At 64.6% G+C, this 25,024-nt stretch carries 23 protein-coding genes and 1 tRNA gene; 17 read left to right on the top strand and 7 right to left on the bottom strand.

The window, feature by feature from the left end:
* Genes nuoL through AC5FRW_RS08010 form a run of 3 tightly spaced genes read left to right on the top strand, consistent with a single transcriptional unit; the run spans window position 1 to window position 5,150 of the window.
* The gene (nuoL, locus tag AC5FRW_RS08020) at window positions 1–2,079 is read left to right on the top strand and encodes an NADH-quinone oxidoreductase subunit L (RefSeq protein ID WP_493567917.1); all 2,079 of its coding nucleotides are present in this window, start codon (window positions 1–3) and stop codon (window positions 2,077–2,079) included.
* The gene (locus AC5FRW_RS08015) at window positions 2,080–3,663 is read left to right on the top strand and encodes a complex I subunit 4 family protein (RefSeq protein ID WP_493567916.1); all 1,584 of its coding nucleotides are present in this window, start codon (window positions 2,080–2,082) and stop codon (window positions 3,661–3,663) included.
* Window positions 3,663–5,150 carry an NADH-quinone oxidoreductase subunit N gene (locus tag AC5FRW_RS08010; protein WP_493567915.1) on the top strand — a complete coding sequence of 496 codons (1,488 nt, stop codon included), beginning with the start codon at window positions 3,663–3,665 and terminating at the stop codon, window positions 5,148–5,150. Before AC5FRW_RS08015 ends, AC5FRW_RS08010 begins: the two co-directional genes overlap by 1 nt.
* Here the strand turns inward: AC5FRW_RS08010 and AC5FRW_RS08005 are convergent.
* Window positions 5,145–6,092 (bottom strand): MBL fold metallo-hydrolase, encoded by a 948-nt coding sequence (locus AC5FRW_RS08005; RefSeq protein WP_493567914.1) that lies wholly within the window; start codon window positions 6,090–6,092, stop codon window positions 5,145–5,147. The two genes, AC5FRW_RS08010 and AC5FRW_RS08005, sit on opposite strands and share 6 nt — an antisense overlap.
* A gap of 96 nt (window positions 6,093–6,188) precedes the next feature.
* On the opposite strand from AC5FRW_RS08005, the gene AC5FRW_RS08000 reads away from it, so the two are divergent.
* From AC5FRW_RS08000 to AC5FRW_RS07985, 4 genes are all read left to right on the top strand, one after another.
* Window positions 6,189–6,446, top strand: a complete 258-nt coding sequence (locus AC5FRW_RS08000) for a DUF7553 family protein (protein ID WP_493567913.1) — start codon at window positions 6,189–6,191, stop codon at window positions 6,444–6,446.
* 48 nt (window positions 6,447–6,494) lie between these two features.
* Window positions 6,495–6,569, top strand: a tRNA-Val gene (locus AC5FRW_RS07995).
* Between the two features lie 359 nt (window positions 6,570–6,928).
* On the top strand, window positions 6,929–7,492 hold the full coding sequence (locus tag AC5FRW_RS07990) for a hypothetical protein (RefSeq protein WP_493567912.1): 564 nt from the start codon (window positions 6,929–6,931) through the stop codon (window positions 7,490–7,492).
* Window positions 7,493–7,553: 61 nt separating this feature from the next.
* Entirely contained in the window at window positions 7,554–8,129 is a 576-nt protein-coding gene (locus AC5FRW_RS07985; RefSeq protein ID WP_493567911.1) for a class I SAM-dependent methyltransferase, read from the top strand.
* Here AC5FRW_RS07985 and AC5FRW_RS07980 read toward each other — a convergent pair.
* Complete coding sequence (locus AC5FRW_RS07980; RefSeq protein WP_493567910.1) at window positions 8,119–8,481, bottom strand: hypothetical protein; 363 nt, start codon at window positions 8,479–8,481, stop codon at window positions 8,119–8,121. The genes AC5FRW_RS07985 and AC5FRW_RS07980 overlap by 11 nt on opposite strands.
* 90 nt (window positions 8,482–8,571) lie before the next feature.
* Here AC5FRW_RS07980 and AC5FRW_RS07975 point away from each other — a divergent pair, with 90 nt between their 5' ends.
* The 7 genes from AC5FRW_RS07975 to AC5FRW_RS07945 all read left to right on the top strand — a co-directional run bounded on the left by AC5FRW_RS07975 (window position 8,572) and on the right by AC5FRW_RS07945 (window position 16,229).
* Window positions 8,572–9,378 (top strand): sulfite exporter TauE/SafE family protein, encoded by an 807-nt coding sequence (locus AC5FRW_RS07975; RefSeq protein WP_493567909.1) that lies wholly within the window; start codon window positions 8,572–8,574, stop codon window positions 9,376–9,378.
* A gap of 85 nt (window positions 9,379–9,463) precedes the next feature.
* Window positions 9,464–10,639: a thiamine ABC transporter substrate-binding protein gene (locus AC5FRW_RS07970; protein ID WP_493567908.1), complete on the top strand. Its 1,176-nt coding sequence runs from the start codon at window positions 9,464–9,466 to the stop codon at window positions 10,637–10,639.
* A gap of 2 nt (window positions 10,640–10,641) precedes the next feature.
* Window positions 10,642–12,429, top strand: coding sequence for an ABC transporter permease (locus AC5FRW_RS07965; RefSeq protein WP_493567907.1), 1,788 nt, complete (start codon window positions 10,642–10,644; stop codon window positions 12,427–12,429).
* Window positions 12,426–13,487: an ABC transporter ATP-binding protein gene (locus AC5FRW_RS07960; protein ID WP_493567906.1), complete on the top strand. Its 1,062-nt coding sequence runs from the start codon at window positions 12,426–12,428 to the stop codon at window positions 13,485–13,487. The genes AC5FRW_RS07965 and AC5FRW_RS07960 overlap by 4 nt, the downstream gene beginning before the upstream one ends.
* A gap of 99 nt (window positions 13,488–13,586) precedes the next feature.
* Window positions 13,587–14,594 (top strand): AIR synthase family protein, encoded by a 1,008-nt coding sequence (locus tag AC5FRW_RS07955; protein ID WP_493567905.1) that lies wholly within the window; start codon window positions 13,587–13,589, stop codon window positions 14,592–14,594.
* A gap of 44 nt (window positions 14,595–14,638) precedes the next feature.
* Window positions 14,639–14,863 carry a DUF7996 family protein gene (locus AC5FRW_RS07950; protein WP_493567904.1) on the top strand — a complete coding sequence of 75 codons (225 nt, stop codon included), beginning with the start codon at window positions 14,639–14,641 and terminating at the stop codon, window positions 14,861–14,863.
* A gap of 49 nt (window positions 14,864–14,912) precedes the next feature.
* On the top strand, window positions 14,913–16,229 hold the full coding sequence (locus AC5FRW_RS07945) for a glycoside hydrolase family 68 protein (protein WP_493567903.1): 1,317 nt from the start codon (window positions 14,913–14,915) through the stop codon (window positions 16,227–16,229).
* A 31-nt stretch (window positions 16,230–16,260) separates the two neighbouring features.
* On the opposite strand, the gene AC5FRW_RS07940 is transcribed toward AC5FRW_RS07945, so the two are convergent.
* The 3 genes from AC5FRW_RS07940 to AC5FRW_RS07930 form a co-directional block, all read right to left on the bottom strand.
* On the bottom strand, window positions 16,261–18,381 hold the full coding sequence (locus tag AC5FRW_RS07940; protein WP_493567902.1) for a glycoside hydrolase family 32 protein: 2,121 nt from the start codon (window positions 18,379–18,381) through the stop codon (window positions 16,261–16,263).
* A 164-nt stretch (window positions 18,382–18,545) separates the two neighbouring features.
* Window positions 18,546–18,674 (bottom strand): hypothetical protein, encoded by a 129-nt coding sequence (locus AC5FRW_RS07935; RefSeq protein WP_493567901.1) that lies wholly within the window; start codon window positions 18,672–18,674, stop codon window positions 18,546–18,548.
* Window positions 18,675–18,745: 71 nt separating this feature from the next.
* Window positions 18,746–20,632: a restriction endonuclease gene (locus tag AC5FRW_RS07930; RefSeq protein WP_493567900.1), complete on the bottom strand. Its 1,887-nt coding sequence runs from the start codon at window positions 20,630–20,632 to the stop codon at window positions 18,746–18,748.
* 196 nt (window positions 20,633–20,828) lie between these two features.
* Here AC5FRW_RS07930 and AC5FRW_RS07925 point away from each other — a divergent pair, with 196 nt between their 5' ends.
* Window positions 20,829–20,987 (top strand): hypothetical protein, encoded by a 159-nt coding sequence (locus AC5FRW_RS07925; protein WP_493567899.1) that lies wholly within the window; start codon window positions 20,829–20,831, stop codon window positions 20,985–20,987.
* On the opposite strand, the gene AC5FRW_RS07920 is transcribed toward AC5FRW_RS07925, so the two are convergent.
* Both AC5FRW_RS07920 and AC5FRW_RS07915 read right to left on the bottom strand, forming a co-directional pair.
* Entirely contained in the window at window positions 20,984–22,102 is a 1,119-nt protein-coding gene (locus AC5FRW_RS07920) for an actin-like salactin (RefSeq protein ID WP_493567898.1), read from the bottom strand. The genes AC5FRW_RS07925 and AC5FRW_RS07920 overlap by 4 nt on opposite strands.
* A gap of 112 nt (window positions 22,103–22,214) precedes the next feature.
* On the bottom strand, window positions 22,215–22,703 hold the full coding sequence (locus AC5FRW_RS07915) for a FlaD/FlaE family flagellar protein (RefSeq protein WP_493567897.1): 489 nt from the start codon (window positions 22,701–22,703) through the stop codon (window positions 22,215–22,217).
* Window positions 22,704–22,876: 173 nt separating this feature from the next.
* Between AC5FRW_RS07915 and AC5FRW_RS07910 the strand changes: the two genes are divergently transcribed.
* Together AC5FRW_RS07910 and AC5FRW_RS07905 are read left to right on the top strand one after the other, a co-directional pair.
* Window positions 22,877–23,785: a ParA family protein gene (locus tag AC5FRW_RS07910; protein ID WP_493567896.1), complete on the top strand. Its 909-nt coding sequence runs from the start codon at window positions 22,877–22,879 to the stop codon at window positions 23,783–23,785.
* Entirely contained in the window at window positions 23,782–24,966 is a 1,185-nt protein-coding gene (locus AC5FRW_RS07905) for a chemotaxis protein CheW (RefSeq protein WP_493567895.1), read from the top strand. Before AC5FRW_RS07910 ends, AC5FRW_RS07905 begins: the two co-directional genes overlap by 4 nt.
* The last annotated feature ends 58 nt before the right edge of the window (window positions 24,967–25,024 follow it).

The following is a 25,024-nucleotide window of genomic DNA, read 5'->3' as shown; positions in this document are numbered from 1 at the left end:
ATGGCAGGTGCATTTGACTTCGCTCCCGCGATCGCGCTGCTTCCGTTCGTATCGTTCCTCGTCGCACTGTTCGGCGGGCAATATCTCCCGAAGAAGGGCGCGCTGGCAGGCGTCGCTGCGACGGCCGGTTCGCTCGTCCTCTCGGCATGGGTCGCCGTGACCGTCGCCGGTGGGGAGACCTACAACGAAGCGCTGTACACGTTTACCGCCGGGCTGGATACGTTCGAACTCCATCTCGGCATCCTCATCGATCCGCTGACCGCGCTGATGCTGTTGATCGTCTCGTTTATCGCCTTGCTCGTCCACATCTTCTCGATGGGGTACATGAACGACGAGGGCGAGACGGGACTGCCCCGCTACTACGCCGGTCTCGGCCTGTTCACGGCGAGTATGCTCGGGTTCGTCTTCGCCGACAACATCCTGATGGCGTTCATGTTCTTCGAACTCGTCGGGCTGTGTTCGTACCTCCTGATCGGGTTCCACTTCCGCGAGGAAGGCCCGCCGAGCGCCGCGAAGAAGGCGTTCCTGGTCACTCGCTTCGGTGACTACTTCTTCCTGATCGGCGTCGTCGGCATCTTCGTCACCTTCGCGGGCGCGACCCAGACGCCTGGTCTGTTCGCTGGCGAACACTCGTTCCCGGTCGTCGCCGAACACGCAATCATGGACGGCGCGACTGAGGGACTGAACACGTTCGGCTTCGCGCCCCAGACGTGGTTCACGATCCTCGGCCTGCTCGTGCTTGGCGGTGTGATGGGTAAGTCCGCGCAGTTCCCACTGCACACGTGGCTGCCCGACGCGATGGAAGGCCCGACGCCGGTCTCGGCGCTGATCCACGCGGCGACGATGGTCGCGGCCGGTGTCTACCTCGTCGCGCGGATGTACGGGTTCTATTCGCTGACGCCGACGACGCTCGCCGTCATCGCACTGGTCGGTGGCTTCACCGCCCTGTTCGCGGCGACGATGGGTGTCGTCAAGCAAGAACTCAAGCAGGTACTCGCGTACTCGACGATCTCCCAGTACGGGTACATGATGCTCGCGCTGGGATCGGGTGGCTACATCGCCGCGGTCTTCCACCTGACGACCCACGCCGTGTTCAAGGCGCTCCTGTTCCTCGGTGCCGGGTCGGTCATCATCGCGATGCACCACGAGGAGAACATGTGGGAGATGGGCGGTCTCAAGGACAAGATGCCCGTCACCTACTGGTCGTTCCTTGCCGGCTCGCTCGCACTCGCCGGCATCGTTCCGTTCGCCGGCTTCTGGTCGAAGGACGAAGTGCTGTACGAGGCCCTGATCCACGGCTTCGGGACCGAAGGTGGGCTCGGATGGGTCTTCCTCGTCGCGTACGGGATGGGGCTGCTGGCCGTGTTCTTCACCGGCTTCTACACCTTCCGCATGGTGTATCTGACCTTCCACGGCGAGCCACGGACCGAGACGGCACGCAAGCCCCACGGCGTTCGCTGGAACGTCAAAGGGCCGCTCGCGGCACTCGGCATTCTCGCGACGACGATCGGGTTCATCAACATGGCCCCGGTCAAGAAGCTACTCGGCCCGGAGATCGATTTCCTGCACAAATGGCTCGCAGGTGCGGAGGGGTCCGGCTGGGAAGCGCTCGCGACCGGCTACCACCACTACGAGGGGCTTCTCCACGACGGCCCAGCACACGTCCTCGTCGGCGAACCGCTCGGTGCGACGGGAACGCTGGTCGCCTCCGCTGCAGTCTCGCTCGGTCTGGCACTGGCTGGCGTCCTCGCCGCGCGCTCGCTGTACAAGGTGCCGGAACCGGTCGAACACACGAACAAGCTCGGCTCGATCAAGACGCTGCTCATGCACAACTACTATCAGGACGAGTATCAGGTCTGGCTCGCGACTGGATTCACGTATCCCATCGCGCGGGCCGCAGACAAGTTCGACCAGGGCGTGGTCGACGGAGTCGTCAACGGAATCAGTAGCGTCAGCCTGTTCTCCGGCGCTCGCGTGCGCCGACTCCAGACTGGCGTCGTCAGCAACTACGCCTTCTTCATCACGGTGGCACTGGTCGTGTTGCTGGTGATCTTCGGTATCACAGGGGGGTGGTTCTAGATGGTCGCCGTCGCCGCATTGCTCGCGGTCACGCTGCTTGGCGCTATCGCGACCTTCCTCGTCGACGACGAGTACGCCGCGAAGTTCGCGACCGCAGTGAGCACCGTGCCACTCGTCGGCTCGGTGTGGATGTACTACGTCTATCTCACCGACTATCAGGGCGTCGGCAACGCCTTGCTCTCGCCCGAAACCGTTGCGTTCCGCCAGTCGATCGACTGGATCGAACTGGGCGGCTACACGCTTCAGTACTCCGTCGGACTCGACGGTGTGAGCATGCCGCTGCTGACCCTAACCGGCGTCCTCACGACGCTCGCACTCGTGAGTTCGTGGACGCCGATCGACGAGCGCCAGTCCCAGTTCTACGGGCTGATGCTCCTGATGGAAGTGAGTCTCATCGGCGTCTTCGCCGCGCTTGACTTCTTCCTCTGGTTCGTCTTCTGGGAGGGCGTTCTCATCCCGATGTACCTGCTCATCGGAATCTGGGGTGGCCCACGCCGGAAGTACGCCGCGATCAAGTTCTTCGTCTACACGAACGTGGCGTCGCTGGTCATGTTCGTCGGCTTCTTCGCGCTCGTGTTCTCGCTTGGCTCGTCGATCGGTTCGTTCGGGCTGCCAGCGATCGCACAGGCCCTTCGCGGTGGCGCGGAACTGGTCCCGGTCGCCGGGGTCACCGCTGCCCAGCTGAAGGTGCTCGCTTTCATCGCGATGTTCTTCGGCTTCGCAGTGAAGGTCCCAGTCTTCCCACTGCACACGTGGCTGCCCGACGCGCACGTCGAGGCACCGACGCCGGTGTCGGTGATGCTGGCTGGTGTGCTCCTGAAGATGGGGACCTACGCACTGCTGCGGTTCAACTTCACGATGCTGTCGGACGTGGCGACCGGTGAGGTGGCCGCGATCCTGCCGTTCTCGATGCCGGTCGCGATCGCCGTTATCGGTGTGTTCAGCGTCATCTACGGCGCGATGCTCGCGCTCGCACAGCGCGACCTCAAGCGCATCGTCGCCTACTCTTCGATCTCGTCGATGGGCTACGTCATCCTCGGACTGGTCGCCTTCACGCCACACGGGATGGGCGGTGCGACCTTCCAGATGATCTCCCACGGCCTGATCTCCGGGCTGATGTTCATGGCCGTCGGTGTGATCTACAATGAGACGCACACGCGCATGGTCGGGGATATGTCCGGGCTGGCCGATCGAATGCCGTGGACTGTCGGCATCTTCGTGTCGGCCGCCTTCGGGTACATGGGCCTGCCCCTGATGAGCGGGTTCGCCGCCGAGGTGTTCATCTTCCTCGGTTCCTTCGGTGCGACCGAGACGCTCGGAACGCTTGCCCCGGTGCTGACTTCGGTCGCGATGTTCGGCATCGTGATCGTGGCTGGCTACCTGCTGTGGGCGATGCAGCGCACGCTGTTCGGTGACTTCGAACTCGAAACCGATTACGAACTCAACGGTGCGGCGTTCCACGACGTTGCGCCACTTGCGGTCTTGCTCCTGCTGGTCATCGCGCTGGGTGTCGCACCCGACCTCTCTTACGGGATGATCCAGGAAGCGGTTAATCCGATCCTCGATATCGGAGGTGGTGTCTGATGGTACAACTCCCAACGTGGACGGCACTCGGTCCGACGCTGTTGCTTGCGCTGACCGCCGTCGTCCTCCTGCTCGTCGACAGTATCGACCCGGATACGACGAACAACGAACTGCTCGCGGGCATCGCGGGTGTCGGCTCGCTGGCTGCGGTCGCGACGAGCGTCTGGTACCTCGTCAGCGGCACGGGAGTGCCCGGTGAGAACGGCACGATTATCAGCCTCTTTGGCGACCAACTGGTCGTCGACCAGATGACGCTGTTCTTCTCGTTCCTGATCGCCAGCGTCCTCACGCTCGTCGTCGTCGCGAGCTACGACTACATGAGCGAGCACCGCTATCAGGCGGAGTACTACACGCTCGTGTTACTGGCCGCGACCGGGATGACGCTGCTCGGGAGCGCGAACAGCCTCGCCGTGGCGTTCGTCGCGCTCGAACTCGCCTCGCTGCCGTCTTACGCACTAGTCGCCATCCTCAAGACCAACAAGGGCAGCGTCGAGGCGTCCTTGAAGTACTTCCTCGTCGGCGCGCTCTCCTCGGGTGTGTTCGCGTACGGGATCTCGCTGGTCTACGGTGCGACTGGCTCGCTCCGGTTCGATCTCGTCGCCAGCGCCCTCGCGGAGGGTGCTCCCGCTGGTCTGCTGGGGATCGGTATCCTGATGGTCATCGGTGGGGTCGCGTTCAAGACCGCGAGTACGCCGTTCCACTTCTGGGCTCCGGAGGCCTACGAGGGTGCACCGGCACCTATCTCCGGGTTCCTCTCCTCGGCATCGAAGGCTGCTGGCTTCGTGCTGGCGTTCCGCGTCTTCGTGACGGCCTTCCCGATGGACGCCGTCGGATCGGCGATCGACTGGGTGCTGGTCTTCCAGGTGCTCGCCATCGCGACGATGTTCGTCGGCAACTTCGCGGCTGCGACCCAGGAGAACGTCAAACGGATGCTCGCCTACTCCAGTATCGGCCACGCCGGCTACGTCCTGATCGGACTGGCCGCGCTGACCGGTGAGGCAAACAGCTACGTGCTCGGTTCCGGGATGGCCCACCTGCTCGTCTATGGGTTCATGAACACGGGCGCGTTCCTGTTTATCGCCATGGTCGAGTACTGGGACGTTGGTCGGACCTTCGAGGACTACAACGGTCTCGGGACGGAGGCACCGCTTGCGTGTGCCGCGATGACTATCTTCCTGTTCAGTCTCGCCGGCCTGCCCATCGGTGGTGGCTTCTTCTCGAAATTCTACCTGCTGAGCGCGACGGTCCAGACCGGGACGTGGCTCCTGGCCGCGTCGTTGATCATCAACAGCGCGCTGAGCCTGTTCTACTACTCTCGGGTGGTCAAGGCGATGTGGATCGAGGACCCAGCCAGTGGGCTGGAGATCGAGAGTTACCCGCTCGGTCTCTACACTGCCGTGATCGCTGCAGCGGTCGTGACGGTGCTGTTGATTCCCGGCTTCGACATGGTGTCATCGACCGCCGAGACCGCTGCGACGCTGCTATAACGGCCGATAGACCAGCACACCGCCGCTTTCTTCGCGTTCGACGCGGCCCCGTTCTTCGAGTACGTCGAGATGGCCGACAGCCTCGCTCATTCCCGAGAACTGTTCGGTGACGGCGAGATCGTCGAACAGGCCGTCCATCACGTCGATCGGCGTCGTCGGCCCGTCGACCAGTTCAGCGACCGCCCCCGTCCGCTGTTCGTGTTCGGTCAGGATCTGCTCGATGCGTTCGCTCGGGGCCTCGATCTCACCGCGATGACCGGGGAGAAAGCGGTCGAACCCTTTCTCGGCCAGTGCATCGAGTGAGTCGTTGTATCGGGGGAGGACCCTCGGACGTGGTCCGTCAGGGTCGGCCGGTGGCTGGAGGAACGGATTGGGCGTGATCTCTGCGAGGACGTTGTCGCCGACGATCCCGCGTCGCTCGTCGCCGACCGTGTACGCGAAGACGACTTCTCCGATCGCGTGACCGACGACCGTGTGGACCGTGATCGGCCGGCCGTCGACGCTGACCTCGTCGCCGTCGCCCACTCGCTCGTCGACGGTGACGCTCGAAGCGTAGTTGAGGAACGCCCGCGGCAGTTCCGTCACCGTCTCGGCGGTATCGCTTGCCATCCCACAGCGCTCGAAGAACGGCTTGAAAAACGATTGTTCGTATTCAAGTCGGCCCGCGAAATCTTCTAGAATCGGTGCTGCGGCGTCGCTGGCGACGACGTTCGCACCCGCCTCCTGAAACCGATGTGCCAGCCCGAAGTGATCAGGATGGGGATGCGTAATCAGGATCTGTTCGATGTCGGCCGGCGTCAGATCACGCGCTTCGAGCGCGCCGAGTAACGCCGACCACGCTTCTTCACTGTCCGGCCCCGGATCGACGACCGTTCGACCGGCGAGATAGGCGTTGATGGGTCCAACCTGAAACGGCGTCGGCAACGACACGCGGCGAAACATATCTCGGATATGCGCTCGCTGTGGAAAACTGTTCGTCCGAACGCCAGTATCGACCGGGCCACAAACACTTTATTCGTTGCTTCCGTAAGGTCAGATATGAACAGGTACTTCAAAGACACCCGATACTACCTGAAGCGAGCGGCAGAGACAGCGCTACAGGGCGTGCGGGCCGAACTCGATCCGATCGAAGCGCGCGTGCGAACACTCACCGGGCGGGAGGTGTCCGAGACTGGTCACCTTGCCGACGTGAAGGCCGACCTCAAGGACACACAGGCGAAGGCAGAAAGTGAGGCGAAAGCGGCTGTCGCGGATGCACGCGAGCGACTCGACGCCTATCGCCAGACTCGGGCCTGATCGGGAAGACAATTCTTAAGTCGACCCCTCGAATACCATCAGGTGTCCGGGTTGGTGATCTAGTCCGGTTATGATACCTCCTTCACACGGAGGAAGTCGGCGGTTCAACTCCGCCCCAACCCACTTCTGCGACGAACGGACGTGAGGAGCGAATGGGAGATGGTGGGTTGAAGCAGACGAGACGAGCGCAGCGAGTCTCGGCGTGGTTCAACTCCGCCACAACCCATTTTCGACGACACAACACCGCGAGCGAAGCGAGCGGCCCGTGTCGTCGAAAATTGTTCCGAAGGAGTTGAATCCTGCCGGTCGCACGCAACGAAGTGAACACGTCTGATTTCGGTTCAACTCCGCCCCAACCCATTCTGCGACGACCCATCACCGCGAGCGAAGGGAGCGTCCGTGTCGAAGATTTCTCCGACTCGTGTGCCCGCGGTCTCGGACCTCGCCACAACACGTAATCCGCTGGCGACCAGTGAGGGCGTATGACCGAGGATTCCTTGCACGAGCAGATGGAGCGGTACGAGGAACTGGCAGCCCAGACGCGAGCGCGAGCAAGCGAGCGTGACGCTGTCGGGGATGCAGTCGGTGAGCGACTCGCCGAGACGATCACGGAGACCGTCGCGGAGGCGGGTGTCAACGTCGAGGTAGACGAGTCATCGACCGACGGTCGGCAGTTTCGGTTTCGGGCACGACTGGACCGGGCGGCACTGGTCGCGGCGTTGACGGAGTCGTTGCCAGTGGGATTTTTCGTCTCTCATGTCAACGACGACGGATCGTTGAACATCGAGTGGACCGGTGACGATCGAACGCCGTCGAAGCGTGAGCACGGCGCGGTGCTGAAAGCGATCGTTGCCGAGGGTACTGTCACCGATGCCGACGGCCTGATCGAATCAGTGCCATCGAAGGAAGCGGTGCTCGACCGCGCAGTCGAACTCGGCATCGATCGTGCAGCGGCGGCGGACCGACTCGGTCGGCTGTCGACGCTCGACGTGGTCGACATCGCCGACGGACGCGTGTATCCCGACACGAACTTCTCGCGATACTGACCGCGCCGGTTCGGGTGGGACTGCACGGGAGATATTTCATCCTCAAGAGCATAGGCAGCGTATGGGTTTTCACACGTTCGACGCGGGGCGGGCCGACAATCTCGAAAACGCGGCCAAGCGATACCGCTACTGTTCGGCCGAGGAGTTACTCGGGGCGCTCGCACTCGACGGGGGCGAGCACGTGGCCGATCTGGGCAGTGGAACGGGTTTTTACACGGACGACGTGGCACCGTTTGCGGGGACGGTATCAGCCGTCGACGTACAGGCAGCCATGCACGACTACTATCGGGAGAAGGGGGTCCCGGAGAACGTCGACTTGCTCACGGCCGAGGTCGCGGACTTGCCCGTCGGGACCGACACGATCGACGCGGCGTTCTCGACGATGACCTACCACGAGTTCGCCGACGAGGCGGCACTGGCGGAAGTCGGGCGCGTGCTGGTCGCGGGCGGACGGTTCGTCGTCGTCGATTGGGCGGCGAGCGGGAGTGGCGACGCCGGGCCACCCCTCGACGAACGGTTCGGTGTCGACGAGGCGGAGACGGCGCTCGAAGCGGTCGGTTTCGAGATCGATATAGCGACGACACGCCCCGAGACGTTCGTGATCGTCGCACGAGCGCCGTCGGACCCTACTCGCTGAGGTCGACTGCGCCTTTCGAGTCCCAGATCTCTTCCATCAGTGCGGCGAATTTCGCCGTCCTGATCGGATAGCCGTCGCTGTTCGTCGCGTCGATTGGCTGGTCGGCGATCTTCTCGACGATCGTCTCGTTGTAGTCCATGTCCGCGAGCGTCTCGCGAACGTCGAAGGTGATCGTTCCGTCGTCGTCGGTCGAGATCCAGGCCGCGGCCTGTGCTTTCGTGTCGTACTCAAGCGTGTAGGTGTCGCCACCGATGATCTCACAGATGTCGTCCAGCGAACCGACTTCGAGGTCCTGATCGCCGACCTCGAGAAACAGCGTGTCGTCGTCGATCCGGGTCTCGTAGCGCTCCATACCGTCACTGGTGTGATGGCTGGCAAAAGGCGTACTGCTTTGGACACGCTCGTGCGCGAGGATCGAACGACCCCCGGATCGTATATATCGATGGCGACGAAACGAACCCGTGTGTCCGTCACACTGACGCCCATACTGGGTGCGCTCGTCGTCGTGGTCGTCCTCGTGGCGGGGGCGATCAACGGTCTCGCGGGCTTTGGGTTCGCGCTCGTCGGAACGATGGTGCTGGCGTCGGTGATCGACCCGGCGACGGCGGTCGTGTTCATGATCGTGCCGATCCTCGCGGCGAACCTCTCGCTGGTGCGTGAGCTATCGGCCGACGAACTGCGGACCTGTGGGGTTCGCTTCGGGCCGCTGCTTGCCGGGGCACTGGTCGGGACCGTCGTCGGACTCGTCGCCGTCGACGGCATTCCGACCGCACCGCTTCGAGTCGGTCTCGGGGTGCTCTCGCTGGGGTTCGTCGCGACAACACAGCAGGCCGTCGCGATCCCGGGGTTCGAACGAGCCAAGCGACGCTGCTTCGTCGACGGGCCACTGGCGATGGTCGGCGTCGGTGGTCTCTCGGGCGTGGTCTTCGGCGGGACGAACGTCGGCGTTCAGTTGATCGCGTACGTTCGGAGCTTCGACCTCTCGCATGGCCTGTTCGTGGGTGTCGTGGCGATGCTCTTTCTCGGACTGAACGGCGTCCGGGTTCTCGCCGCCGGCGCGCTGGGGTTGTACCCTGACGTGACCACGTTCGGGCTTTCGATCGTGGCGGCGCTCCCGACGCTGGTCGGCGTCTCGGTGGGGCGTCGGCTTCGCGTTCGGATCACCGAACGCTGGCGTCGCAGACTCGTCCTCGGCTTACTGACCGTGATCGGCGCTCGCCTTCTCGCCGGTGGACTCGGACTGTTCTGATCCGTCGGATCGATGATGTCAGGGAACTGTGACGGCGCTGGACAGAACGAGTGGTTCAAGTATTACTCGGTGTAACAACTGGGAAATGCGACGACGAACCTTTCTCACCCGGACGGGTGCCGGGCTCGCGGGGCTGACGGCACTCGCAGGCTGTACAGAGGATGGAACCACGACACAGAGCGACGGCGACAGTACGACGGCGAACCCGGAGACCGACACCGCGACCGACACTCCGACGAGCACCACAGAGGAAACGACGACCGAGGGGACCACGACGGGGACGGTCTCAGACCTGAACGGGACACTCACCGTTGCCACGTACACCTCTTTCACCGGCGAGGAGACGGCGGGTAACTGGCTCAAGTCTGCCTTCGAGTCCGAACACCCGGACGTGACCGTCGAGTTCGAGACGCCCGAGAACGGCGTCAATCGCTACATCCAGCGCACGGCACAGGGTGCACCGGTCAACGCCGATCTGTACGTCGGCCTGAACACCGGCGAACTCGTCCGCGTCGACGAGCAACTCGACGACCCGCTCTTTGCGGCCACCAGCGATCAGGTCGCCGGCAGCGACGCGGTCAAGTCCTCGCTACAGTTCGACCCGGACGGGCGGGCGATCCCCTACGACACGGGCTACATCAGTCTCGTCTACGACGAAGGCGAGGTCGAGGAACCGGCGACGTTCGACTCGCTGCTGGAGCCGGCTTACGAGGACGCGCTCATCACCCAGAACGCCCAGCAGTCCGACCCCGGCCGGGCCTTCCTGCTGTGGACCATCCACGAGAAAGGACCGGACAGCTATCTCGACTACTGGGCCGATCTGATCGACAACGGGACGCAGGTCCTTTCGGACTGGTCGACGGCTTACAACGCCTACGACAACGGGGAGGCACCGATGGTGGTCTCCTATTCCACCGATCAGGTGTACTACCACGGCGAGGGCGTCGACATGTCGCGCCATCAGGTCGGCTTCCTGAACGATCAGGGCTATGCCAACCCCGAGGGGATGGCACAGTTCGCCGACGCGGACAACCCCGAAATCGCACGTGAGTTCATGTCCTTCATGTTGACCGAGGACGCCCAGTCCGAAATCGCGGTCCGAAACGTCCAGTTCCCGGCCGTCGAGGGCGTCGAACCGGGCGGTGACTTCGGCGAGTACGCGCTCGAACCGCCGGAGCCAGTCACCTTCAGCTACGACGAGCTGGCGGGCAACGTCGGCGACTGGATCGACGCCTGGGCGCGACAGGTCGCGAGTTCGTAGCGATGGCTCGCCGGGTCGATCGGATCGCGCTGCCGGCCGGGGCCGTGGCGACGCTCGCGACCTTGGTGGTCGTGTTCTATCTGCCCGTCGGGAGCGTCCTCGCGAGTGCGATCCATGCGAGCGGCCGCCTGACCGTCGACCCACTGCTCACCGTCCTCGGTGACCCGTTCTACACCGGCGTGGCCCACTCACTGTTCGTCGACCCGCTCGGCGTGCCGGGCGGAATCGGCCAGTGGCTCGCTGACGGCGTCCCGTCGATCGACTTCGGACTGTTCGGGTTCACCGCGTATCAGGCGCTCCTCTCGACAGTGGCGAGCGTTGTCGTCGGACTGCCGGGCGCGTACCTGCTGGCGCGCTTCGAGTTTCCCGCCCGGCGCTTTCTGCGGTCGGTGACGATCCTGCCCTTTGTCATGCCGTCGATCATGGTCGCCGTGGGTTTTCTCGCGATGTTCGGCCGGAGCGGTGTGTTCAACGATCTCCTCGGCGTCGTCGGTCTCGGGCCGGTCGAACTCACGTTCACGCTCGAAATCGTCATCATGGCCCACGCGTTCTACAACGCGCCGCTGGTGACGCGGCTGGTGACGGCCGCCTGGGAATCGGTCGACGGGCGGCGCGTCGAGACCGCCCGGACGCTGGGGGCCTCGCCGCTGCGGGCCTTCCGTGACGTGATCGTCCCGCAACTGCTCCCGGCACTGGGGACTGCGGCGGTGCTCACCTTCGTGTTCACGTTCATGTCGTTCCCCATCGTGCTGGCGCTTGGCGGCCTCAAACTGGCGACCGTCGAGGTGTGGCTGTTCGATCGCGTCCAGAACCTCGCGCTGGCCGAGGCGGCGACGCTGGGCGCGATCGAGACGGCGCTGTCGCTCGGCCTGATCTATCTCTACCTCCGGTTCGAAGCGATGCAACTCCAGTCCGGTGGCGAGTCCCGTGGACTGGCCCGCGAGCCCCTCGTCGACGGCTGGCGCTCACTGACCGACCCGCGTCGCCTCGCCCTGCTCGGGTACGCTGTCGTCGTCCTCGTCCTCTTTGTCGGCCCGCTGGCGAGCCTCGTCATCGAGAGCGTGACGACGCCCGAGGGACAGTTCACCGGCGAGTACTACGCGTTCTTGCTCTCTCAGCAGACGGGCGCGGCGACCGGGACGATCCAGCCCAGTCAGGCAGTGTCGAACTCCTTGCTGTTCGGTGTCGGCGCGCTCGCGGTCGCTGTGCCGATGGGGCTGGTCGTCTCGCTCGTCGCCACGCGCGAGCGACGCGGGTCGCGACTCGCCGAGGCACTCCTGACGGCACCGCTCGCCGTCAGCGGCATCGTCCTCGGACTGGGGATGCTCCAGACGCTCGTCTTTGGCACCGAGATTCTGGGGCATCGCCTGACCGTCACTGGCCCGGCCGCTATCGTCGCGGCCCATGCCGTCGCGGGGTATCCGTTCGTGACGCGCAACGTGACTCCGGCGCTGGGTGCTATCGACGACCGACTGGTCGACGCCGCCCGGTCGCTCGGTGCGAGTCGCGCCCGGACGCTGGTCGACATCGAGATCCCGCTGATCGGGGCGGCACTGGTCGCGGGGGCGGCCTTCGCCTTCGCCATCAGCATCGGCGAGTTCGACTCGACGGTGCTGCTCGCGGAGGGCGTCGACAGCGCGACGATGCCGGTCGCACTCGAACGGTACACGGGCAACCGCTCGCTCGGGCCGAACCTCGGGCCGGCGACGGCGATGGGCACCGTGTTGCTCGCGGTGACGACCGTCAGTTTCGTGGTGATCGACCGCGTCGGCGGGCGGTGGGAACCATGACGACGACCGGCGTCGAGATCGAGCACTGTTCGGTCGCCTACGACGGCGTCACTGCCCTCTCGGACGTGTCGCTGTCGATCGACGACGGCGAGTTCTTCACGCTCGTCGGTCCCTCCGGCTGTGGGAAGACCACGACGTTGCGCGCGATCGCCGGGCTGGAGGCACTCGACGCTGGGAGGGTCTCGATCGGTGGCAACGACGTGACCGACGTGCCACCCGAGGATCGCAACGCCGGCATCGTCTTCCAGAACTACGCGCTCTTTCCCCACATGAGCGTTCGGGAGAACGTCGCCTACGGCCTACAGTTTCGCGACTCCGGGGAGACCAGCAGCGACGCGACACGGGTGACGGAACTGCTCGAACTCGTCGAGGTCGCGGATCTGGCCGACCGGGACCCCGATCAGCTCTCGGGGGGCCAGCAACAGCGGGTGGCGCTGGCTCGCGCGCTCGCGCCCGAACCGGACGTGCTCTTGCTTGACGAACCGCTGTCGGCACTGGACGCACAGCTTCGACAGCGTCTGCGTGTCCAGATCAAGTCGATTCAGGCCGATCTGGGGATCACGACGGTGTACGTGACCCACGATCAGGCAGAGGCCCTCGCCATCTCGGACCGGGTCGCGGTGATGCACGACGGTCGCGTAGAGCAGATCGCCACGCCCGAGACGGTGTATCGTGAGCCAGCGACCCGCTTCGTCGCGGAGTTCGTTGGCGACAACAACGTCTTCGACGCGGCCGTCACGGGACCCTCGCAGGCCTCGGTCGACGGCGTCTCGATCCCGCTGCCTGTCGACCGGGCGTTCGACGGCGGGCGGCAGATCACGCTCTCGGTGCGCCCGGAGTCGATCACGGTCGGCGACAGGGCGGTCAGTGACGGCCCGGTCGGCGACGACCGCGCGACGCTGTCGGCCACTGTCGACACCGTCGAGTTCCTCGGGGACTCGTACCGCGTCCACTGTGACTGGGGGGACCGAACGCTCGTCGCAAAGACGGACGCGAGCGAGCCACCGACGGGCGACGTACGGCTCGGGTTCGACCGTGACGCCGTCCACGTACTGTGAGCCGGACAGCCGAGTGTGCCGCGTCGGCCGACGAACCTCGTGTGCCCCGATACGACCGGATAGCTGCGACTTTAGGGCACCACCGCCAAACCGAGAGCGATGAGTGATCTGGGCAAGATCGACCGCGCCGTCTTCGAAGAGATCATCTATCCGAATCTCGGGGCCGAGCGGTCGGACGTGACGGTCGGGCCGCGCCACGGCGTCGATTTCGGCGTACTCGACGTGGGTGGGCAGGCAGTCGTCATCGCGACGGACCCGGTCTCACTGCTGCCCGCGCTTGGCCTCGAACGCGCGGGTCGGCTGGCACTGGAGATCGTCCTGACCGACGTGGCGGTCTCCGGGATTGCCCCCTCGCATCTGGCGATCAATCTGACGCTCCCACCCGAATGGAGTGACGACGATCTGGCGACGGTGTGGCGCGCGATCAGCGACCACGCCGAACGCCTCGGCGTGAGCATCGTTTCGGGGCACACGGCCCGATACCCCGGCATCGAGAGTTCGTGGGTCGGTAGTGCGACGGTGCTTGGCGTCGGCGATCACGACGAGATCGTCAGGCCGGACGGCGCGACGCCGGGCGACCGGATCGTCGTCACGACCGGGCCAGCGGCGGAGATCACGGGGCTGCTCGCGACGCTGTTCCCCGAGCAACTGGGACTCGATCCGGCGACGGTCGCGACGGCACAGGACCGCGTCGACGACATCGCGGCCGTCCGTGACGCCCGAGTGGCGTTCGACGCGGGCGGCGTCACGGCGATGCACGACGCGACCGAAGGCGGTCTCGCGAGTGGGTTAGCCGAGATGGCCCGCGGTGCGGGCGTCCGGTTCGACGTCGACACCGATCGTGTGCCCGTCCAGCCGGGAGTTTCGGACGTGTGTGACGCCGTCGATCTGGACCCGTGGACGGTCACGAGCGCCGGTACGCTCGCCGTGACCGTCGAGGAGGACCGGGCTGATAGCGTCGTCACTGCACTCCGGGATCGCGGGACACCAGCGGCCGTCGTCGGCAGTGTCGGGGCAGGAAATGGCGTCTACCTCGACGGGGAGCCAAAGCAGGTCCCGGACGCCGACCCGTCGTGGGCCGTCTTCGACCGTCTCGACGCAGAATAGCTCCGGTTCGGCACGCATTTACGCCCGCCACCCCAAGCATAGCTATGGCAACGACCGCGAGCGGTCGACGGAACAAGATCGCGTTCGGACTCGCCTTCGCGTTGGTCGTCATCGTCCCGGGACTGGCGAAGTACGTGTTGACCTCGTTTGGCTACGGACTCGTCGGGAGTGTCGTCTGGGCGCTCGGGTACGGTCTGGGCGCAGTCGCGATGTGGGCCATCTGGATTCGCCCCCTCGATCTGACGGGACCGAACGGGACTGCAGACTGAGTACAACGGCTGTAGTAAACCTTTTGAGCCAGTCGGACACAGGTAGTCCATGGTTCGGAACGTTTCTGACGACGGCGCACCCGGGTACGGTGCACGATCTGGCTGGTCGCGTGAACACGCAACGCGCATCCAGCGGACGACGGACAACACGACGCCGATTTTCTATCCACCGGCGACCGACCAAGCGCCCGACGTCCACGTCTGGGACACGTGGCTGTTGCGTAACCGTGATGGCACCATCGCGGAAGTCGACGGCTACCGCGTCGCCTTCTCGCTGACGGCACCAGCGGATCTGCTGCCGGGCAAGCGCCACGACGTGGCGACGATCCGCTACTTCTACTCGCCCGACGGCCGGACGTGGCACAACGGCGGGCCGATCTTCGAGGACCCGCTGGGCCAGCGCACGTGGGCTGGGTCGGCCTTGCTCGACGACGGCGACATCTACGTCTTCTACACTGCCGCCGGCGAGCAAGGGGCCGACGAACTCACCTACACCCAGCGGATCGTCGGGGCCTCCGGCGGGGAGGCAGTCACCGGCGACGGCTTCAGTATCGAGGGTCCGTGGACCCACCACGAACTCGTCCGCCCCGACGGTGAGCGCTACGAGCGCGAGGACCAGTCCCGCGGGATGATCTACACCTTCCGTGACCCGTGGTTCTTCGAGGACCCGGCGACCGGCGAGACCTACCTCCTGTTCGAGGCCAACACGCCCGTGCCCGAGGGGAGCGATGCCTGCGGCGGCGACGCCGCCCAGCAGGCGTTCAACGGTAGTATCGGTCTCGCCCACTCGCCGACCGGCGACCCACTGGACTGGGAGCTAAAGGACCCGCTGCTGGACTCGGTCTGCGTCAATCAGGAACTCGAACGCCCCCACGTCGTCTACCGCGACGGCCTGTACTACCTCTTCATTTCCAGCCACATGCACACCTTCGCGCCCGGCCTTTCGGGCTACGACGCGCTGTATGGCTTCGCCGCCGACTCCCTGCGCGGGGACTACGCCCCGCTCAACGACTCCGGTCTCGTCGCGACCAACCCCGCCAACGCGCCCTTTCAGGCCTACTCGTGGATGGCCTTCCCCCACCGCGAGGAAGTGCTCGTCCAGAGTTTCTTCAACTACTACGACTTCGACGCCGACTCGCTGGATCTGGTCTCCGAACTGCCAGAGTCAGAGCAGATGCGACGCTTCGGCGGCACTCTCGGGCCAACGCTTCGCATGAACGTCGAGGGTACTCGGACCGAGATTCTGGGTACGCTCGACCACTGGGAGATACCCCTGCCCGACGAGGACCTGCCGCCGACGGATCGCGAACTGTTCGCGCGTGCAGACGGGACCGGTCGTGGTTCCTACCACAACGACAGTAACTGATTCTCGCCGCCGCGAGGCGTCGAGGTCGCCCTCACGCCCATATATCGTCGAGTTCCCACGCGTCGAACGTCGGGATGTGAACGCGCCCGCCCACGGCACGCAGTTCGATCTCCGTCGAGTCCGTGCCGGTGGGGTAGACGCGACTCGTCAGGCAGTGACGCTCGTTTGCGAACACCTCGACGACGGAGCCATCGACGAACACCCGGAGGTCGACCGGTTCGTCGTAGGGCGTCACGCGCATGCGTTGGCTATCGCTGGTCGCTCGGGGGTCCGTACTGGAGTGGGTTCGGTCGACGACGACTTCGTTGTCCTTCGTGTATCGGATCGGCGTTCGCTCGGTGCCGTCGGGGTCGGCGAGCACCCGAATCTCGACCGCGTCGGCGTCCACGAGCGAGAACCGGCCAGCGAGTTCGACCGTCCGGCCGCTCGTCGCGAGCGTCGTCGTCTCGCCGTCGTCGAGTTCGACGCCGCCGTGGTGTTCGTTCGCTCCCCGGAGTGCAGTCAGTTCGTCGGCGGGTCGTTGTTCGAGTCGGCCGTCACCGGCCAGCGACAGTTCTCGCGGGAGCGACATCGTCCCGGACCACCCGGCGTCCCACTGTGCGCTCACGTCCCGTGCTTCCGGCAGCCACCCCCACGTCAGGATGCGGCCGTCGTCGGTTCGCATCGACTGGGGGGCGTAGTAGTCGCCGTGGTCGAGTTTGTCCCGATACTCCGGATCGAAACTGTCGCCGTCGAACGTCCCGAGGAAGTACACCACGTCCTCGTAGTTCGAGACGTGGAGCAGTTGCTTGCCGCCCAGATCGAGCAGTTCCGGGCACTCCCAGACGGTTTCCTCCGGGATGTCTCGGTCGCCCGAGAGGATCGGACCACAGTACTCCCAGTCCCGCAGGTCCGCGGACTCGTACAGGAGGACGACGCCGCCGCCGTTCTCCATGCCGGCTCCGATCAGCTGATACCATGTGCCGTCCTCGCGCCAGACGCAGTGATCGCGAAACTCGCCGTCCCAGTGTTCCGTCGAGAGCACGTCCGGGTCGCGCGGGAGTTCTTCGATGATGGGGTTGCTCTCGTCTTTGTTCCACGTCCGCAGCGCCGGGTCCCCAGTCGTCGCCAGACACGGGAGCTGTTTACGATCACGCCCACCGGTGTACAGAATGGTCGCCGTCCCGTCGTCGTCGACGGCACACCCGGACCAGCAGCCGTCCCTGTCGGGGCCGTCCGGCGAGGGCGTCAGTGCGACCGGTTCGTCCTCCCAGTGGACGAGGTCGTCGCTCACCGCGTGGCCCCAGTGGATCGTATCGTGATAGGGGCCGCCGGGGTTGTACTGATAGAAGACGTGATAGCGGTCGTTCCACTGGATGATGCCGTTGGGATCGTTGAGCCAGTTGGCCGGTGTCGAGAGGTGATATGCTGGACGGTGGTGGTCGTCGTCGAACTGTTCGCGCAACGCAGCGATCTCCTCGCCGCTACGTGGTCGCGCGGGGACGGTCGTCTCGCCGACGGCCGTCAGCAGTGAGCGAGCGAGCCGGTCGCGGGCGTCGACATCGCCGCCCGCCGCCCCGAAGACGAGACCGTCACCGAGACCAAGGACGACGCCCTCGCCCAGCGACCACCCGACGCACGTGACCAGATCGGGCACGTCGTGGTCGATGCGTGCCGTGCTCGCGAGTACTTCGCCGCGCTCGGGAAGAATGCTGTCGTACCGCGCGAGCGTCGCTTCGGTGGGGCCTCTGGTGATCGGCCGGCGGTCTGCCAGCGGCGCGAACAGTGGGTGGTCGTCGTACGCGGCCTTGACCAGCGGTCCTGTTTCTGGACTGTCCGGGTCCGGCCCGACGGCATCCGGGGCGACGGGATCGATCCCAAGCGCCTCGACGGCCGTCAGTGCGGCGAGTGAGAGAACCAGCCCACCACCCGAGCGCACGAACGCTCGGAGGACACCCCCGAGGTCGGAGTCGACGGAGAGTGCCGGCGGCTCGTCGGCGTGCCACCAGCACACGTCGACCCTCGACAGCGTCGTCGTCCCGTCGACCAGTTCCCCGACGGTGACGGCCGTCACGTCGAAACCGCTCGTCTCGGCCCACTCTCTCGCAGCGATCTGCTCTCCGGTCCAGTCGCCCGCCGAGAGCATCGCGACACGAACCGACGAATCAGTCATAACCGGACAAAGACGAGCACAATCAAAAGCTTCCCGTTCTCGCTTCTTGGCGCTGTCCGTCACCGACCGCGTTGGTAGGGTGTCATACGGAACGTTGTCGTTGCGTACCAGTGAGCGTCGTCACGGGGGAGACGCTCACCGGTACATCGCTACAACCGTCCGTATCAGGCGACGGTCCGCGCGCGTGGTTTGTACTCGATGACCGTCTGGTGGCAACGCGAGCAGGCGAACTCCAGCAGTTTGGTCGTTTCGTCGTTGTAGCTCATGCGTTCGCCACAGTTCGGGCACTTCATGATAAATAATGATAGATGGGCAGGGGGCTTAACCCTTTCTCGACCGTCGGGGATGGGTCGCTGCCGGACAGTTACTCGATTTCCACGGCGTTCGAGACGAGTTCGTCTCCGAGGTCACGTGACTCGATGACCGCGGCGAGACACTCGTCGTCGAGGAGGCGGACCTCCTCCTCACGGGAGCGTCGCGTCGCTTCGTCGGTGATCCCTGCGGAGGTCGCCATCATCACAGCGTCCACGTTCGACCGCTCTGCACGCAGGTCACGACACGTCTCGATGGCTGCCTCGGTCACTGGCTCTCCGTCGGGTCGATGATAGAGGCGAACGAGCATCCGCTCGGTCGTCGGGTTCCCTTTCGCGACGATGACGGTGTCGTCGGTGGCCGCTTCGACGGTCCACCCGGTCTCTCCGAGTACGGTCGCGACGACATCACCGAACCGATCCTCGTCGAGTTCTCGGAGACGCCGTTCGATGCTCTCCCCGGGGGAATCTGGCTCGGCCGCGGCTGGCTCCGTCTCCGGCGCTTGCTCGTCGGTCTCGTCCGTGTCTTCGGCCGCTCCGATCGTCGCCTCGACGGCGTAGTCGGGTTCGTCGTCGGCAGGGTCCGTCTCGACTGGATCGACGGATTCGCCGTTGTTCGCGGCCCGTGCGCGTTCGAGACTGTCTTCGACGGCCGCGAGATCCGTTTCGAGGTGATCGACGGCGTCGGGATAGTGTTCGGCCGCGACCTCGATCGCACGCTCGAACTGGTCACGTGCTGTCTCGAACTCCTCGATTGCGAGGTCGTACTGGTCGGTCCCGATGTACCACTCTCCGGCCTGCTTGGCGTCCGTGGCGACGTTCCGACGCGTCGATGTCAGTGACTCGATCACGTCCTCACGGCGCTCTCTGATGTCCTCGGGATCGCCGGTAAAGCGTCGCTCGGGCGCGTCCTGATCGATCTCGATCGCGTCCTGATACAGGTCGATCGCTCGTTCGAGGTGTGTCACTGCGGTCTCGTCGTCGTCGGCTTCACTCGCCGCTTTGTCGGCGTCGATGGCCTTCTGCAGTGGTGCGTCTTCGAGTTGCTCGATCGTCCTGTCGACGCGCTCTGCTTCGGCCTCGATTCGGGTCCGGTCCTCGACGGCGTCTGACGACATCGCACAGATCGATTCGTACTCGCTCTGTGCACGCTCGTAGGCGTCGCGTGCTCCCTCCAGATCGTCGTCTCGCCAGCGACGCTCTGCCCGGTCGGCGAACTGGCGCGCGCGACCGACCCGAACCGTCGCGATCGTGTTCTTGCAGCGGTCGGCGACCTGTAGCACACGGTCGAGTATCGCCGTTCCCGGCCACTCTCTGTCGAACTCCCGTGCGGTTCGGACGGCGTCTTCGAGCTGGTCCGTGGCCGCCTGTGCGGCGTCGAGCGCGTCGTCGTACTCCCCCTTGTCGCGGCGGTCCAGCGCGCTGACCAACGCACGCGTGACGCCATCGATCGTCGACTCCACGTGAGTCCAGGCCTGTACGGCTCCCCGTACGAACTCCTCGACGGCATCCAGTCCCGACCCGCCAGCGTGGATGGTCCACGTCGTCCCGCTGGTCCGATCGAGGGTGAGCGTCCCCCCGCGCCGTCCGCCCTCGCTTGCGACGGACTCGACCTCGGTGAACGGCACCGACAGGCGCTGGTCGCCGTCGACGTTCTCGTGACTGCTGTCGCCGACGAGGACGACGATCCGCCTGTCCGTGACGACGGTGATCGTCCGAAAGCCCTTGCCCGAGGTGATACGCTCGTGTGACCCCTCTCGTTCGATCTCGATCCCGCGCTTCTGGTTCGTCAGTACGAAAACCGGCGTCTCGTCCTGCAGGTGTGCCGCTGCGGGGTCCTCACGAAGGTAGCCAGCCGACAGGAGACCACCCTTGCCGGTCTGTGTGAGAACCGAGGCCGATTCTCTCTCCCCATTATTCAATCTGATAATGCGACCCATCAATTACACCTTCTACGCCTGTCGTTATGAGCCTCATCTATTCTATATTGATACTTAGACGTGAAATTTACACTCAAATTTCGTGAGACGCTTCTCACAGGACCTTCTCACTCGCTCACCGAGCGCGTTCCGTCTGCTCTCCGACTGACGGCTGTCTGACTGAGCTTTACCACACTGTCGTCGAAAAATGGATAGCATGTTCGAGCGACGTGAGGCTGGCCGTGGAACCGACACGGAGTCGGAGTCCGCGGTGATTCAGATCGATTCGACCGTCTTCGAGACGTTCTCGTCGATACCACACCGGGGATCGCCCCGTATCGTCCGCTGGCTCGGGACCTGGGCCGGCCGTTCTTAGGCGTTCTCGGTGAGTCGCTCGGCGATCCGCTGGGCACCGATCGTCGGCGCGATGTCGGGCTGGTCGGCCGCGATAGCCTCGATCTCACGGTCGAGTTCCTCGCTCAGGCGCGCCTCGAACTCCTCGACGATCCCCGGGATACACGCCATCCCGCCGGTGAGGACGATCGGACGATCCAGTGCGAGCTGGTACACCTTCATGTAATCGTTGGCTAGTTCCGGGAGGAAGGTGTTCGCGATCTCCTCGACGGCATCGTCGAGATACTCGTCGACCGCGTCCATCACCGACCGTTCGATGGTGAACTCGTGGGAGCCACCACCGGGCTGCTGGATGATGTCGGTGAAGGGTTCGAAATCGACGAAGTCGGCGTGTTCTTCCTTGTACTCGCGGGCGGTCTGGGTGTCGATGTTGACGCGGCCCTGCGTCTCCTCTTCGACGTAGTTGGCGATCATCCGGTCGACCTCGTTGCCCGTCACCGCGCCCGTGGTAAAGGGTGCAAGCTGTTCACCGCGGCGGTAGGCCGATGCTTCGAGGTTCGTCGATCCCATGTTGACGGCGATGAAGATCTCGTCGATCGCTTCGAGGTCGTCGCCGAAGGCCGGAATCGCACCGCACAGCGATTCGGGGTAGCTCTCGACGAGGCGCTTGCCGATCGAACTCCCCTCGATGACGGAACTCAGGTTTTCGAGCCCGCGGGGATTGTCGATGGTCGGGATCGCGTAGACGACGGCGCTGTACTCGGGCAGGTCGTTCTGTTCGATCAGCGCCTCGAAGAACGTCGCGGTCAGTTCTGCCCGATCCTCGTCTTCGGGCAGTCCCGACCGAAGCATGAACTGGACCCGGTCGGGGTATTCGGTCGCGGCTTCCTCGCCGTAGAGGATCTTCTCTTCGCCCGTGAGTGCGTCCTCGTAGGTCGCGAGGCAGGTCAGCGTCCTGATGATCTCGTCTTCCGTACCACGTGCCCCCGGAACCGAGATGACAGTACGTGTACTCCCCAGTTTCACGCCGATCGGAACGGCCTGTCCTGCGTCACTGATCTCGGCGTCCGTGTCGCCAGCGTCCTCGTCGACTGACTCGTCTGCTGGCGGAGTCTCGTCTGCAGCGTCCTCACTCATACGACGTGATTTTCACCGGTCAGATATATAACCCCCGACCAAAGTAACAGCACTGATAATCGGACTGCCCCACAGCGAATTTCGCCATCGACCCATCACGACCGCGACGATCCTACTGCATCGAGTGAAGCTTCGCGATGTAGACCAGACTCAGCATGTGGTCGTCGACGTCGAGACTGTTGCCGTCGTTGGTCCCTGACTCGTCGATTCCCCGCAGGTAATCCGAGAGGTTCGACTGGACCGTTTCGGTGATCCAGTCCACGTCCTCGTAGTAGTCGAGTGCGTCTTCGGCACCGTGATACCCCGAGTGCATCAGCAGGAACTCCAGCCACTCGAACACGACGAACTCGGCCGCGTAGTTCTCGGGTAGCTGTGCGAGGTACGGCTTCTCCGCGCCGTCGCCACCGAGGAACGGGAGCAGCTCCCGGTACAGCCCGGCCCGGAAGGAGTCGCCTGCAGCCGCGTCGCCCTCGTCGGCCATCGCCATGCTCAGCTCTGCCGGGTCCAGTTCCGCTTCGTCGCCCAGCCCGTTCTCGGGTCGCTGCTGTCGTGCCATCTTGCGTAACTCGTCGAGGTCGTAGTCGCGTGGGTTGATGGTCATGATACTGTAACTACTTCGCCCCAACGTGTTAAATGTTGCACACAGTCAGACGGCCGTCTGACGCGCTCAGCGGCTCGTTTCGTGATATCGTCGCGCCGTCTCCCAGTCCAGTCGTTGATAATCGGGAGCGTATTTTTATATTCCGGTAGTGTCGACACCTTCCTAGTCCGACGATGAGTCGCCAATCTGGGTCCGATACGGCACGCCTGTGCGTGACGAACGCGAAAGGGGGTACTGGGAAGACGACAGTCGCCGTCAACGTCGCCGGCGCGCTCAACGAGCGTGGCCGGGACGTGTTGTTCGTCGACCTCGACCCGCAGGGCAACGCCACAGAGGCCCTGGGCTTGGTCGATGCCTACGACGCGGCACCACCGACGCTGTTCGACGTGTTGACAAGCGGTGACCACCGGTCGTCGCTCGGAGACCTGATCGTCGACCACGACGAGATGGATGTCGTTCCGAGCAACATCGACATGCTACAGGTCGAACACGAACTGACGATCGCTGATCTGGTCGCCCGAGCCAAACACGACGACGCGGTCGGCATCGACCCCGACACACTGAGCGAGATGGCGCTCAACATCACACCCGAGAGCGTCTCGGGATCACACACGCTCGACGTGCTCGACGAGGCGCTCGGAGCCATCGAAGCCGACTACGATTACGTCGTCATCGATTCGCCCCCGTTCTACGGGAAACTCACTGACACGGGCATCTACGCCGCGCGCAACGTCCTCGTCCCGGCACTGACCGAGGCGACCTCCGAACGGGCGATCGAACTACTGATCGACCAGATGGCCGCCCTCGAAGCGCAGGCGGATATCACGGTCGACACGCTGGGCGTCGTCGCCAACCGCGTCGAGAAGACCAACGAAGACCGGACCATGCTCTCGTGGCTCGAAACCGTGTTCGAGGACTTCCCCATCTGGGAAGTCCGCAAACGCGTCGCACTCCAGCGGGCGTTCTCCGCCGGCAAATCTATCTTCCACTACGAGCAATCCGTCGACATGGAAGACGTCTTTCTCGACATCGCGACGGAACTCGACCGTCAGTTCGGCTATACCGAGGAGGTCCCCGCATGAGCGACGACGACGAACGCATGGAACGCGCCCATCGAATCCGACGGATGCGAGAGGGCCAGCGAGCGACCGACGACGGGGACGAGGACGCTGAGGACACCGACGCCCAGACGAACGACGACAGCGACGCCGACGACACCGACGACCTTGACCACGCCGACGACGCCCAGACGAACGACGACAGCGACGCCGACGACACCGACGACCTTGACCACGCCGACGACGCCCAGACCAACGACGACAGCGACCAGGTCGAAGCAGACACCGACGATTCGGGCGCGGGAGACTCACTGTCGACCGAGCCGGCCGATCAGACCGAAGAGACAGCACGACCGACCCGAGCCGACGGCTCCGACCAGCCCCAGGAAGATAGCATGAACGAATCGACACCGACGAACGAGCCAGCAGCATCGAACGAGACAGACGAGGACGACCCCGATCCACAGGCCATCGCACAGCGGGCGGCACAGGCCGCCGCCGAGGTCACCGGTGGTTCCGAAGCGTCGGGTGACAGTGGTGCGCCGGCCAGCACCGAACCGACGAGCGACGATGCGCTGACCGGTGTCTCCACGTCGGCCATGCAAGGCCCGACGGGCGTCGAACTCCCGGACCAGGAAGACATCGACGCCGCCATCGAGGCCACAGACGGCTCGGTCGAGACAGCCGAGACCGCCGAGACGGGCGACGCCGACGGTATCGAGGCTGGACCCGGAGCGGTCGATGCGTCCGCGTCGACGGCTGAGGACTCGACGCGCGTCCTCGAATTCACGCTGGGCGACGAACACTACTGCATCGACATCTCGCTGGTCGAGGAGATCGTCAAACGCGACTCGATCACGCGCGTCCCAAACACCGACGAGTACATCGAAGGTGTCGTCGACCTCCGGGGCCAGATCACGACGATCCTCGATCCCAAGGCGCTGATGGACATCGACGCTGACGGCTCGGAGACGCTGATGATCGTCTTCGACCCCGACGCGTTCGACGATCAGGGTGCGCTGGGCTGGATCGTCGACGAGGTCCGGCAAGTCGCGCCGATCACCGAATCCGAGGTGAACCAGCCGCCGGTCGACGAAGATTACATCCGCGGTGTCGTCGACCGCGAGGACAGCGACGAGTTCGTCATCTGGACGAAACCCGAAGTCGCGATCAAACTCGCGACGATCGACGAGACCGAAGACTAATTTCCCCTGTCGGTCCCGCCGGGGCAGGAGGAAAGCCTTATTCGGGACCGAGGGCGGA

This window comes from Halomicrobium sp. HArcht3-1 (genome assembly GCF_058933345.1).
Note: the sequence above shows the minus strand (reverse complement) of the source record. Positions and strands in the feature narration are given on the sequence as shown.

Bases quoted from the DNA above. Each gene is read 5' to 3' on its own strand.
- nuoL (WP_493567917.1), top strand. From the start codon at position 1: ATGGCAGGTGCATTTGACTTCGCTCCCGCGATCGCGCTGCTTCCGTTC.
- AC5FRW_RS08015 (WP_493567916.1), top strand. From the start codon at position 2,080: ATGGTCGCCGTCGCCGCATTGCTCGCGGTCACGCTGCTTGGCGCTATC.
- AC5FRW_RS08010 (WP_493567915.1), top strand. From the start codon at position 3,663: ATGGTACAACTCCCAACGTGGACGGCACTCGGTCCGACGCTGTTGCTT.
- AC5FRW_RS08005 (WP_493567914.1), bottom strand. From the start codon at position 6,092: ATGTTTCGCCGCGTGTCGTTGCCGACGCCGTTTCAGGTTGGACCCATC.
- AC5FRW_RS08000 (WP_493567913.1), top strand. From the start codon at position 6,189: ATGAACAGGTACTTCAAAGACACCCGATACTACCTGAAGCGAGCGGCA.
- AC5FRW_RS07990 (WP_493567912.1), top strand. From the start codon at position 6,929: ATGACCGAGGATTCCTTGCACGAGCAGATGGAGCGGTACGAGGAACTG.
- AC5FRW_RS07985 (WP_493567911.1), top strand. From the start codon at position 7,554: ATGGGTTTTCACACGTTCGACGCGGGGCGGGCCGACAATCTCGAAAAC.
- AC5FRW_RS07980 (WP_493567910.1), bottom strand. From the start codon at position 8,481: ATGGAGCGCTACGAGACCCGGATCGACGACGACACGCTGTTTCTCGAG.
- AC5FRW_RS07975 (WP_493567909.1), top strand. From the start codon at position 8,572: ATGGCGACGAAACGAACCCGTGTGTCCGTCACACTGACGCCCATACTG.
- AC5FRW_RS07970 (WP_493567908.1), top strand. From the start codon at position 9,464: ATGCGACGACGAACCTTTCTCACCCGGACGGGTGCCGGGCTCGCGGGG.
- AC5FRW_RS07965 (WP_493567907.1), top strand. From the start codon at position 10,642: ATGGCTCGCCGGGTCGATCGGATCGCGCTGCCGGCCGGGGCCGTGGCG.
- AC5FRW_RS07960 (WP_493567906.1), top strand. From the start codon at position 12,426: ATGACGACGACCGGCGTCGAGATCGAGCACTGTTCGGTCGCCTACGAC.
- AC5FRW_RS07955 (WP_493567905.1), top strand. From the start codon at position 13,587: ATGAGTGATCTGGGCAAGATCGACCGCGCCGTCTTCGAAGAGATCATC.
- AC5FRW_RS07950 (WP_493567904.1), top strand. From the start codon at position 14,639: ATGGCAACGACCGCGAGCGGTCGACGGAACAAGATCGCGTTCGGACTC.
- AC5FRW_RS07945 (WP_493567903.1), top strand. From the start codon at position 14,913: ATGGTTCGGAACGTTTCTGACGACGGCGCACCCGGGTACGGTGCACGA.
- AC5FRW_RS07940 (WP_493567902.1), bottom strand. From the start codon at position 18,381: ATGACTGATTCGTCGGTTCGTGTCGCGATGCTCTCGGCGGGCGACTGG.
- AC5FRW_RS07935 (WP_493567901.1), bottom strand. From the start codon at position 18,674: ATGAAGTGCCCGAACTGTGGCGAACGCATGAGCTACAACGACGAAACG.
- AC5FRW_RS07930 (WP_493567900.1), bottom strand. From the start codon at position 20,632: ATGGGTCGCATTATCAGATTGAATAATGGGGAGAGAGAATCGGCCTCG.
- AC5FRW_RS07925 (WP_493567899.1), top strand. From the start codon at position 20,829: ATGTTCGAGCGACGTGAGGCTGGCCGTGGAACCGACACGGAGTCGGAG.
- AC5FRW_RS07920 (WP_493567898.1), bottom strand. From the start codon at position 22,102: ATGAGTGAGGACGCTGCAGACGAGACTCCGCCAGCAGACGAGTCAGTC.
- AC5FRW_RS07915 (WP_493567897.1), bottom strand. From the start codon at position 22,703: ATGACCATCAACCCACGCGACTACGACCTCGACGAGTTACGCAAGATG.
- AC5FRW_RS07910 (WP_493567896.1), top strand. From the start codon at position 22,877: ATGAGTCGCCAATCTGGGTCCGATACGGCACGCCTGTGCGTGACGAAC.
- AC5FRW_RS07905 (WP_493567895.1), top strand. From the start codon at position 23,782: ATGAGCGACGACGACGAACGCATGGAACGCGCCCATCGAATCCGACGG.